We start from the raw sequence: 9574 nt of genomic DNA on the forward strand, positions 1-9574 counted from the left end.
CCACGGCACAGGCCGCGGCGCAGACGCCAGCAGCAGCGCCGTTTCGGATCATGGTGCCCGATGCCGGCTTGACCGGATGCGCCGCCACTGGCGCTGCCGAAGCCTATCGCGCGCATCTTGCGCAGCGGCTGGCGCGCCCCGTGCGCCTGTGCGCGGCCGATACGGCCGCCGCCGCCGCAGCTGCGTTGCAAGCCGGTGAGGCCGATATGGTGGTGCTGGACCGGGCCGCATTCGCTGCCATCAAAACCAGCGCGCGCGCCGTTCTGGCCGGACGGGTCAGCACTGATACCGGCCGGGTGCTCACGGTTGCTCTGGTGCGCAAAACATCCGCTGCCCGAACCCTGGCGGCATTGACGGGGGCGACGCCGATCGTGGCCGGCACCGCGCCTGCAAGCAAGGATGTGCCGATGCAGGCGCTGGCTGATGCCGGTGCACCCGTAAAAAGCTTCAAGCCGCTGGTGGTGGAAACGGGCGACAAGGCCGGTTTCGCCGCCTTGCGGGCCGGGCGCGGCGATTTGCTGGTGGTTACGGCCGGCGCCCGCCAGCGCGCCTGCCGCAGCTTTGATCCCAAGGTTGATCCCTGCGCCGACCTGATCGAAATCTGGAGCGGCCGCCCGGCAGCAACGCGCGCCTTTGTGGCGGCGCGCCGCATGACCGACGGCGAACGTCACCAATTGGTGGGCATTCACATCGCCCTGCATTTCGAGGCGCCGGCCGCAATGCCCTTCATTGCCCGTGCAGTGCCGCCGGCAATGGCGCTCGATCCGGCCGAAGCCAGCGCGCTGTTGACAGGAGCGCGTTGACCAGTGCGCAGCCCCGATTACGGACCCGGACCAATCACTGGCCCGAATGCACCGCCAGCAGGCAACGAAGCAGCCCTGCTCGCCGCCTTCGAAGCGCGCCGCGCCAGCCTGCTCCGGCGGCAGCGGCTGCAACAGGGCGTGGTCATGGTCCTGCTGTCGGTGGTGCTTGGCGTGTCCTTTCAGGTCAGCGGCTTTTTCGATGGCGATCATGGCGGCGATCCGCTTGGGCGCATTGCCGCGTTGATCGATCGGTTGGTGCCCGTGCTGCGTGCCGATGTGCTGCTGGCCGGCACGCAAACGCCGGGGTCGCTGCTGGCCTGGTATTATGATTGGCCGCGCTGGTTGGCGCTGCTGTGGGAAACCGTGCAGATCGCCATCGTCGCCACGGTGTTTGGCGCCATCGGCGGCTTGTTTGCGTCGCTGCTGGCGGCAAAGAACCTGTCGCCGGCCCCATGGCTGTTCTGGCTGACCCGCCGCACCCTGGAGGTGGCGCGCACCCTGCCCGATCTGATCGTGGCGCTCATTCTGGTCGCGGCGTTCGGCATCGGCCCCCTGCCCGGCGTGATTGCCATCACGCTCGGCACCACGGCCAGCTTGGGCAAGCTGTTTGCCGAAGCCAATGAAAACATCGATATGCGCCCGCTGGAAGCCATCAAGGCAGCCGGCGGCAATTGGTGGGCGCAAATGCGCTTTGGCATGCTGCCGCAGGTGCTGCCCAACCATGCATCTTACGCGCTGCTGCGCCTTGAGGTGAATGTTGGCGGCGCGGCGGCGCTTGGTGTGGTGGGTGCGGGCGGCATCGGCATCGAATTGTCGCGCGCCATCACCTGGACCCAATTTGATACCTATCTGGCCATTTTGTTCATGATCGTGGCGTTGATCTTCATGATCGATCTGGTGTCCGAAGCCGTCCGCGATCGGCTGATGGGCATTGATACGGGCGTGAGCACGAGTACGGGTAGGGCGAAATGACACCGGCTGACACGATGGCGCAGGCGCTTTTGATTGCGCCAGATATCTTGCGCCCGGCCCCGCTGCGCCGGCTGTTGCGGATGGGCGGCATAGTATTGCTGGCAGCCGGATTTGCAGCCATGTGCGTGAATGTCGGCCTGACGCCGGCCAGCTTCGGCAACGGCTTTGCCAAGCTGCTGACATTTCTGGCAGTGATGTTTCCGCCAACGGCCAATGGCGGCGAGCTGCGGATACTGGGCGCGCTGGCAGACACATTTGCCATGGCGCTCGCCGGCACGGCGCTGGCCGTGATCGCGGCGCTGCCGCTGGGGCTGCTGGGTGCCAAGACGCTGGTGCGTCAGCCAGTTTTTCATTTTCTGATCCGGCGCGCATTCGATGTGTTTCGCGGTGTTCCGGCGCTGGTGTGGGCTTTGGTGCTGATCGTGGCGTTCGGGCTGGGGCCATTTGGCGGTGTGCTGGCGCTGGCGCTGTCGGATCTGCCGCGTCTGGCAAAGCTTTATGCCGAAGCGCTCGAAAACGCTGACACGCGCCCGCAGGAAGGCATCAGGGCGGCCGGCGGCGGCGGCGCGGCGGCCATCCGCTTTGGCCTGCTGCCGCAAGTGCTCCCCGTTATGGCCAGCCAGACCCTGTATGTGTTGGAATCCAATTTCCGCAATGCCGCAATCCTCGGCATTGTGGGGGCCGGCGGCATCGGCTTCGAGCTGGAGGAGCGTATCCGCATTTTCGCCTTCAACGAAGTGGCATGGATCGTCATCGCCTATGTCATCTGCGTCATGCTGCTCGATATGCTTTCCGAACGCATCCGCGGCCACTTGATCAGCGGGTGAAGCGGCAAAATCCCGGCGCGCCTCGTTCCGGCGCCGATCCTTCCATGCTCACGGCCGCCGCTGCCCATAGGCAGGCATGGGCCAGGGCCCGCGCCGGCGCGGCATCAGCCAGCAGCGCGTCGGTCAGCCCGGCAATGAAGATATCGCCGGCCCCCGTGGCATCCACCACCGTGGCCGGCACTGCCGGTTCTTCGATCATGGTGTCGGCGCGGCCGGCGCGCGCACCGGCCGCGCCGGCAGTGACCACGCCCCACTCCACCGCGCCAAACACCGCTGCTGCCGCGCTGTGTGGCTGATCCCATGCATCGCTGCCCAGATCGTCCACCGATCCCACCGCCACATCAACCCGGTCCGGCCGGTCCCCCAGCCACGGCATATGCGCCACCACCAGCCGGCCCTTGCACAGGCCCACACCGCCCGGCAGCGCCGGCACCGATGACCGCAAGATCAGCGCATCGGGCGCAAAGCGTTGCACCAGTTCGGCAGCCATCGCCCATCGCTGCCACGCACGCTTGCCGCCGATGCCCAATATCGTCCGCTCCCCGGATGGCTCGATCAGGATCTGCAGCGACGGTGTTGGCGCGGAATCGACTCGAATGCCGTCCAGCGACAGGCCGCGTGCATCCAGCGCATAGAAAATATACTGGCCAGCGGCATCCTGGCCCACCCGGCCAACCACCAGCACCTCGTGGCCGGCCAGTGTCAGCGCCGATGCAATATTGGCCGCGCCGCCGCCCAGACGACCGGGCAGCGCCGTGCCACCATTTTGCGGTGGCAAGCTGCGCGCGGAAATGCGGCCACCGGATTTCAGCGGCGCGTCCAGCCACAGCGGCACATCCCAGCCCAGGCTTCCCGTCACCAGAACCCGTGCCACGTCTCGTCTCCATTGCCGGCGTTTTTCCTCACGCCAAAACACTTCGCACAGCATATCGGCTTTACGATTGCCGCGCAGGGAAAATACTTTGACAAATCATCAATTTGTAGACGGAAGCGCCATGGCTGTTCCGCTGCCGGACAACCGCAAGGCGGCGGGCTTTTTCCTGGCCGGCGTGCTGATTTCCACCGCCATGCTCTGGCTGATCAAAACGCTCAGCCTGGATTATGGGCCGTTCCAGATCATGCTGGCCCGCGGCGCTGTGATGGCGCTGGTGCTTGCGCCGCTGGCGTTGCGGCGGCGGTCGGTGCCGCGCGTATCGGGCACGCCGATCAAGCTGGTCGGCCGGTCCTTGCTGGCCTTTGGCGGCCAGGCCATGGGCATCGCCGCCATTGCCGCGCTGCCGATCGCGCAGGCGCAATCGCTCAGCTTTACCAAGGGTTTCATCGTGCTCGTTCTGGCAGCGGCCGTGCTACGCGAACGGGTTGGCTGGCGGCGCTGGGCGGCGATGCTGCTGGGCATGATCGGCGTGCTCATCATCTTCTGGCCGGGTTTTCAGGCCGGCAACACATTCGATCCAAACAGTTTTCTGGCCTTGGGCAGCGCGGCCTGCTTTGCCGCATCGACGATCGTCATCAAGAAGTTGACCCGCGAGGCCGACACGCTCACGCTGATGTTCTGGGGCGCGGTTGGCCAATCCGTGCTGGCGCTGCCGCTGGCGCTGTGGTGGTGGACAGCGCCGCAGCCGGGTGATTGGCTGATCTTGCTCAGTGTCGGGCTGGTGGCAATCGCGATGCAGGCGGTGATGCTTACCGCGTGGCGTCTGGGCGATGTCAGCGCGCTTGCCCCGCTGGATTATCTGCGGCTGGTCACCGGCGCGGTGCTGGGCTTTGTGGCCTTTGGCGAAGTGCCCGGCCCGGCCATTTTTGCCGGCGCGGCGCTGATCATAGCCGCCAATATCGCTGCATCGTGGAGGCCAGGGTGGCAACCGGGTCCACGCAGTGCCGCGGCGTTGCCGCCCGATGGCTCACTGGTGCCGCCCCGTAACAATAACATCACGGAGCATCCCTAGACTACGCATGTGGCGGATGGGGAAATGCCGTGCTTGAAATTCGGTCGCTCAGCAAGAAATTCGGCAGCAATGTTGCCGTGGACAATGTGTCGCTGCAAATCGCGGCGGGATCGATGGTCGGCATCATCGGCCGCTCCGGCGCCGGCAAATCGACGTTGCTGCGCTTGATCAACCGCCTGTGCGAGCCTTCGTCGGGCGAAATCCTGTGGCATGGCCAGCCGGTCAGCCAGTTGAACGGCAAGGCGCTGGGCGAATGGCGCGCGCGCTGCGGGATGGTGTTTCAGCAGTTCAACCTGTCGCCCCGGCTGGATGTGCTCACCAACGTGCTCACTGGCAGCCTCAACCGCAATCGCGGACTGGCGCCGCTGTTCAAGATGTTCCCGCCGGCCGAGCGCGCGCGGGCAATCATGGAACTGCATGCGCTGGATATGGCCGATGCCGCCTTGCAGCGCTGCGCTACCCTGTCTGGCGGCCAGCAACAGCGCGTCGCCATCGCCCGCACCCTGATGCAAACACCGGATATCATCCTGGCCGATGAACCCATCGCCTCGCTGGACCCCGCCAATGCGCAAACCGTTATGGAAACGCTGGCGCAGATCAACCGGGACCGCAAGATCACCGTGCTGGTCAATCTGCATGCGCTGGATGTGGCGCGGCGCTATTGCCCGCGCATCATCGCCATGGCGGCTGGCCGGGTGGTGTTCGATGGCCCGCCCGATGCGCTGAAATCCTGCGTGATCGACCAGATTTACGGCCGGCACGTTATCGAGGCGCATGATCATGACCAGCGCTCGGCCCGGATGCTGGAAGCCGTGGCGTGAGCGGCCGGCTGGCTGCGCGCGCCCTGCCGCCCGGCTATGAATATATCGGCCGCTTTCAGGCCGATCCTGCCGCCGTCCGCCCGGCATCCGCCCCCGCCATCGCCGCCGAAGCGCATGTGCATGATTGCATATTGGGGCCATGGACCCGCGTTGGCGGCCGCACCTCGCTGATGGAAACCGAAATGGGCGCCTACAGCTATATCGTTACCGACAGCAGCAGCGCCTATGCCACGATCGGCAAATTCTGCTCGATTGCCCGCGATACCCGCATCAATCCGGGCAACCACCCGACCTGGAAGGCCGCGCTGCACCATTTCACCTATCGTTCGGTATCCTATGAACTGGGCACCAGCGATGACGATGAATTTTTCGATTGGCGGCGCGCCGATCATGTCCACATCGGCCATGATGTGTGGATCGGCCACGGCGCCACCGTTCTGGCCGGCGTGACGGTCGGCACCGGCGCGGTGATTGGCGCGGGCGCCGTGGTCTCAAAGGATGTGGCGCCGTTCACCATCGTTGGCGGCGTGCCCTCCAAGCCGATTCGCGAGCGTTTTCCGACCGCCGTGCAGCAGGGCCTGCTGGAACTGGCGTGGTGGGATTGGGAGCATGAGCGCCTCGCGGAAGCGCTAGCCGATTTTCGCGCGCTCGATGCTGACAAATTTGTCGAAAAACATCTCTAGTCGCAGCGCATGATCGGTGACCTGATCCTGGTGGTCGGCCCGTCAGGGGTGGGCAAGGACACGCTGCTGGCTGGCGCGCGGGATGCCATGGCCGATGATCCGGCGTTCGTGTTTGCGCGGCGGGATATCACCCGCGATCCCGATCCCGATGGCGAAAACCACCGCAGCATCAGCCAGGCCGAATTTGACCGCATCAAGGCGGAGGGCGGCTATCTGCTGGATTGGACGGCGCACGGCCTGAGCTACGGCCTGCCCGCTGCGCTTCAGGCCCGGCGCGAAGCCGGCGTGCACGTGATCGCCAATGGTTCACGCGCGACGCTGGATTTTGCGCGGGCGCGGCTGGCGCCGGTGCGCGTGGTGGCCATCAACGCGCCGCCCGCCCTGCTGCGCGCCCGGCTGGCGGCACGTGGCCGCGAAACCACCACCGAGATCGAAGCCCGCGTGGCGCGCGCCGCCGAGCACATCGTGAGCGGCGCAGACGTGGCGCAGGTGAGCAACGATGGCCCGGTGGCGGCCGGCGTGGCCGCACTGGTCGCAGCGCTGAGGCGGGCATGATGGTGGAACATTTCGAAACCTTCCTGTCCGATCCGGTCCCCTACGATGGCCACGCCCTGTATCCGGTGCCGCCCGAAACCCACGAGCAGCGGGTGCTGCAAACCGATTTTGACGGCGCGGTGCCGGAACGCGTGATCCGCGATGCGGATGGCCGCACATCGGCCTGGCTGCTGCGCTTGACGGCTGGCGATGTGGTGCGGGTGCGCCACGCCTTTGAGCCCGAAGGTCAAGGCTTGCCGGCAGCCGCATTTGTGCCGGGCACTTCGCAATTCGACCGCGCTTCGCCGGCGCTGGCCGCCCAGATTGCCGGGCTCGATCTGGGCGCAGAGCCGGCGGAACGCTGCCGCGCCGTCATCCAGTTCGTTGCCGATCATTTCGATTATGGCCGGCGGGAGCAGGCACTGGGCGCCGACGACACGGCGATGCCGGCACTGGCCTGCGGCCTGACGCCGGGCACCTGCGTGGACATGCACACCGCCGCCGTCGCCGCGCTGCGCGCCGCCGGGATTGCCGCGGCCTATGTGATCGGCGGCCATATCGCCGTTGGCCGCCAGCAGCATCCCACCGGGCATTGCTGGCTGAATGTGCTGGCGCCTGGCACGCCGCCGCATTGGGATATTTCCCACCATGTCCAATATGGCCAGCGCATCATCACGCCGGTACTGAACCCGCGGCCGGGCCGCCGCTTCGCGCTCAGCCATGGCCGCGGGCTGGTGTTCGAAGGGCCGGACGGCAAGGTCAGCGTGCCGTCGCTGTCGGGCGTGCATCTGCTCACCGGGCCGCTGGCTGGCCAGAAATTGCCGACGCTGGGGCGCTTTGGCTGATCAGCCGATATAGGCCCATTCATCCTCGACTTCGTGCAGGCGGGCATAGGCGCCGCCCGGACGCGCCAGCAATTCGGCATGGCTGCCCTGCTCGACGATCCGGCCCCGATCGAACACCAAAATCCGATCGGCATCGCGCACCGTGGACAATCGGTGCGCCACGATGATCGTTGTGCGCCCGGCCATCAATTCCGCCATCGCGCCCTGGATTAGCCGTTCGGTCACCGTGTCCAGGCTGGAGGTGGCTTCATCGAACACCACGATGGGGGCATCGGCCAGAAAGGCGCGGGCGATGGCGACACGCTGACGCTCCCCGCCCGACAATTTCACGCCGCGCTCACCCACCAGCGTCTTGTAGCCGAGCGGCAGCCGGTCGATGAACTCCTGCGCATGCGCGCGCCGGGCGCTGGCGACGATGTCCGCGTGGCTGGCATCGGGCCGCGCATAGGCGATATTGTCAGCCAGGCTGCGGTGAAATAGCGCCGGTTCCTGCGGCACGATCGAGACCGATCGGCGCAGGCTGGCCTGCTGCACCAGCGAGATGTCTTGCCCGTCAATCCAGATTGTGCCCTCGTTGCAGTCATACAGCCGCTGGATCAGCTTGACGAAGGTGGATTTGCCCGAACCGGACGGACCAACCAGCGCGACCTTCTCGCCCGGCGCGATGCGCAGATCAAAGCCGTCATACAGCGGCGGCTGGTCCGGCCCCTGGCCGGCATAGGCGAAACGCACATTGTCGAAAATGATTTCACCGCGCCCACGGCTGGTGCCGATGACCAGCGGCGGCGCGGCGGCGGCATCGGCAACCCCGAGCGGCGCGGTCTTGAACTCGACGAGATCGGCAAGCTCGGCGCTGGCGCGCTGCAAGGTGCGGATATGGTCACCCACCTGGCGCAGGCTGCCGCCGAGCTGGAAACACGCGGTGATGACAAAGGCGACATCGCCGGGCGTGGCCGCGCCGCGCTGGGCGAGACCGATGAGCAGCGCCAGCATGCCAGCTTGCAGCGCAAGCCACAGCCCATGCTGAATAAGCGACATGTTCTGGCCGCGCGTCCACGACACCAGCGCCAGTTCGCGCCAGCGGCTGGTGATCCTGCGGAACAGGGCTTCCTCGCGCGCTTCGGCGCCAAAGGCCTTGACGGCCGCGTTGTTGGAGACGGCGTCGGCAACCGATCCGCTGATCTGGCTGTCAGCCGCCGCAGCGCGCACATTGGCCGGGCGCACCCATTTGATGGCGAGCGTCACCGAAGCCGCGAGATAGACGATGACCATGGTGAAAAACAACAGCCCGACGGTGGGGAAGCGCACCAGCATGACGCCGGCCAGGCCCAATATGGCCAGCGACAGCGGCAGAAACTGCCGGATCAGGATGTTGGAAATATGATCGTAGGACCATTTGCCCCGGGTAAGCTTGTGCACCGTCGAGCCCGCGAACGTGTTGGCGTGCCAATCAGACGAGAAATGCTGGATGCGGGCGAAACCGTCATCAAGAAGCCCGCTCATGGAGCGCGCCGCGACCTGGTTCCACACCAGCCCGCCCGCATAATTGAGCAGCTGGTAGAGCGCCATGACCCCGGTCAGCAGGCCCAGTGCCCAAGCGGCCGCATCGCTGGCCGCGGCCGCGCCGGCACCGGCAGCACCCTGCCGCGCCGTTTCGCCCAGCGCATCGACCAGACGGCCGGCGGCCACTGGAATAAACACTTCTGCCACCACCATCACCAGCGTGAGCGCGATGACGATCCCGAGTGCGCGCGGCTGCTGCGCCCAATAATGCGCGCAAAAGGCCACGCTTTGGCGCCAATCGCGCGTGTTACCAGCAGTTTCGGAGCGATTATTGGACATTGACCGTCGATAAGACGGCCCTGTGTCATATCCGTGACGGCCAGCAGCGCGCGGGCCAATCATTGCGCAATTTGTCGAGCTATTTTCGCACGATCAGGGCCATCACGCCGGCATGGTCGCTTGGCATCACGCCGGCGGGCGACGGCTGATCGAGCATCAGGCACGGTTCGGCAAGGGCCAACGCTGTGTGGGGCGCGCGCAGGGCAATATGATCGATCAGTGCCGCCGGCCGGCCAATCAGGCTGCTGCGGCCAGCCAGTGCCGGCGCTGTGCCGGCCCAGCCCGGCGCGTGCAGCGCGGC

11 protein-coding genes are annotated in these 9574 nt (G+C 66.2%); 8 read left to right on the forward strand and 3 right to left on the reverse strand.

Translation table 11 applies throughout. The features are described from left to right. From ABWP50_RS08810 to phnE (ABWP50_RS08820), 3 genes are all read left to right on the forward strand, one after another. On the forward strand, positions 1-803 hold an 803-nt coding region (locus ABWP50_RS08810; protein WP_353217626.1), incomplete at its 5' end, for a PhnD/SsuA/transferrin family substrate-binding protein. Between the two features lie 3 nt (positions 804-806). Then, on the forward strand, positions 807-1775 hold the full coding sequence (phnE, locus tag ABWP50_RS08815; RefSeq protein ID WP_353217627.1) for a phosphonate ABC transporter, permease protein PhnE: 969 nt from the start codon (positions 807-809) through the stop codon (positions 1773-1775). After that, entirely contained in the window at positions 1772-2602 is an 831-nt protein-coding gene (phnE, locus tag ABWP50_RS08820; protein WP_353217628.1) for a phosphonate ABC transporter, permease protein PhnE, read from the forward strand. The genes phnE (ABWP50_RS08815) and phnE (ABWP50_RS08820) overlap by 4 nt, the downstream gene beginning before the upstream one ends. On the opposite strand, the gene ABWP50_RS08825 is transcribed toward phnE (ABWP50_RS08820), so the two are convergent. Continuing rightward, positions 2592-3476 carry a carbohydrate kinase family protein gene (locus ABWP50_RS08825; protein WP_353217629.1) on the reverse strand — a complete coding sequence of 295 codons (885 nt, stop codon included), beginning with the start codon at positions 3474-3476 and terminating at the stop codon, positions 2592-2594. The two genes, phnE (ABWP50_RS08820) and ABWP50_RS08825, sit on opposite strands and share 11 nt — an antisense overlap. Positions 3477-3597: 121 nt before the next feature. Between ABWP50_RS08825 and ABWP50_RS08830 the strand changes: the two genes are divergently transcribed. The 5 genes from ABWP50_RS08830 to ABWP50_RS08850 are packed head-to-tail and all read left to right on the forward strand — an operon-like array spanning position 3598 to position 7431. Next, positions 3598-4548, forward strand: a complete 951-nt coding sequence (locus ABWP50_RS08830; protein ID WP_353217630.1) for a DMT family transporter — start codon at positions 3598-3600, stop codon at positions 4546-4548. Between the two features lie 29 nt (positions 4549-4577). Beyond that, a complete protein-coding gene (gene phnC / locus ABWP50_RS08835; RefSeq protein WP_353217631.1) occupies positions 4578-5369 on the forward strand; it encodes a phosphonate ABC transporter ATP-binding protein in 792 nt (263 codons plus the stop codon). After that, entirely contained in the window at positions 5366-6052 is a 687-nt protein-coding gene (locus ABWP50_RS08840) for a DapH/DapD/GlmU-related protein (protein WP_353217632.1), read from the forward strand. Before phnC ends, ABWP50_RS08840 begins: the two co-directional genes overlap by 4 nt. 9 nt (positions 6053-6061) lie before the next feature. Beyond that, positions 6062-6607 (forward strand): phosphonate metabolism protein/1,5-bisphosphokinase (PRPP-forming) PhnN, encoded by a 546-nt coding sequence (phnN, locus tag ABWP50_RS08845; RefSeq protein WP_353217633.1) that lies wholly within the window; start codon positions 6062-6064, stop codon positions 6605-6607. Continuing rightward, a complete protein-coding gene (locus tag ABWP50_RS08850) occupies positions 6604-7431 on the forward strand; it encodes a transglutaminase domain-containing protein (protein ID WP_353217634.1) in 828 nt (275 codons plus the stop codon). The genes phnN and ABWP50_RS08850 overlap by 4 nt, the downstream gene beginning before the upstream one ends. On the opposite strand, the gene ABWP50_RS08855 is transcribed toward ABWP50_RS08850, so the two are convergent. Then, positions 7432-9273, reverse strand: a complete 1842-nt coding sequence (locus tag ABWP50_RS08855) for an ABC transporter ATP-binding protein (protein WP_353217635.1) — start codon at positions 9271-9273, stop codon at positions 7432-7434. It abuts the gene before it with no gap. A 79-nt stretch (positions 9274-9352) separates the two neighbouring features. Then, on the reverse strand, positions 9353-9574 hold a 222-nt coding region (locus tag ABWP50_RS08860; RefSeq protein WP_353217636.1), incomplete at its 5' end, for a hypothetical protein.

The organism is Sandarakinorhabdus sp. (genome assembly GCF_040398645.1).
In the GTDB taxonomy this organism is placed as follows: domain Bacteria; phylum Pseudomonadota; class Alphaproteobacteria; order Sphingomonadales; family Sphingomonadaceae; genus Sandarakinorhabdus.

Excerpts from the sequence above, each read along its gene's own strand:
- phnE (WP_353217628.1), top strand. The coding sequence starts at position 1,772 with ATGACACCGGCTGACACGATGGCGCAGGCGCTTTTGATTGCGCCAGAT.
- ABWP50_RS08850 (WP_353217634.1), top strand. The coding sequence starts at position 6,604 with ATGATGGTGGAACATTTCGAAACCTTCCTGTCCGATCCGGTCCCCTAC.
- ABWP50_RS08855 (WP_353217635.1), bottom strand. The coding sequence starts at position 9,273 with ATGTCCAATAATCGCTCCGAAACTGCTGGTAACACGCGCGATTGGCGC.
- ABWP50_RS08830 (WP_353217630.1), top strand. The coding sequence starts at position 3,598 with ATGGCTGTTCCGCTGCCGGACAACCGCAAGGCGGCGGGCTTTTTCCTG.
- phnN (WP_353217633.1), top strand. The coding sequence starts at position 6,062 with ATGATCGGTGACCTGATCCTGGTGGTCGGCCCGTCAGGGGTGGGCAAG.